Here is a 683-nt window from a genome sequence, read left to right as displayed (position 1 = left end):
TAATTCAACTGTTGTGCCATAAACCATAAAAAAGGCTTATACAGCCTTTACAGCCCTATTTTCAAAGTGTACCATTAAAAATTGTGTTCATTTTTGAACAAAGGATGTTTTTAAAACGCACAGATTTTCCCGGAAAAGGCAGTCGGTAGAAGTACTTGCTAAATGATTGGGGAAATGTGGAGGGATTTATTGTCTGGATTGGCATTTTGAGTTGAGGGGTATGGAGATTTTGTGGGTTGTGGGTAAGTACAAAACCCGGACAGGGGCCGGTTGTTTGTGTGTAGAAGTTGTGGATTAGAAAGGGTGTGGTATGGGAGTAGAAGTTGCATTATAAATGCTTTAGAAGATGCAGCCTCATTGCAAGTGAGACCGAGCGGATGCCAATGCCAATTTTATACTAACCCTTCCACTTACCCGATAGGTGGAATTGTCACAAAAAACGGTTGAAAAATAAAACAACCCCTACACTTGGTAAGGGTTGTTTAAAAAAGGACTTGTTTGATATAGGCGGGGAGCCTTGAAGCCCCAAAAACACTTAGTCGCAGATAAATAATCTAGCAATCAAGAAAAAAAGTTTCATGCGGTTCCTTACATAAAATATGTGAATCATCATGAACTCCTCCTTTAACCGTATCTACTTTTTCATTCTCTAGAGATGTTACAAAACTTTCTACTCTCAATTC

The 683-nt window shown here is 38.8% G+C and carries 1 protein-coding gene; it reads right to left on the bottom strand.

What is annotated here, in order from left to right; genetic code table 11:
- Positions 1-554: 554 nt before the first annotated feature.
- Positions 555-680 (bottom strand): pinensin family lanthipeptide, encoded by a 126-nt coding sequence (locus E1171_RS24835; protein WP_425509591.1) that lies wholly within the window; start codon positions 678-680, stop codon positions 555-557.
- Between the last annotated feature and the right edge of the window lie 3 nt (positions 681-683).

Origin of the sequence: Xanthovirga aplysinae (genome assembly GCF_009711365.1) — a bacterium.
Classification (GTDB): domain Bacteria; phylum Bacteroidota; class Bacteroidia; order Cytophagales; family Cyclobacteriaceae; genus Xanthovirga; species Xanthovirga aplysinae.
Note: the sequence above shows the minus strand (reverse complement) of the source record. Positions and strands in the feature narration are given on the sequence as shown.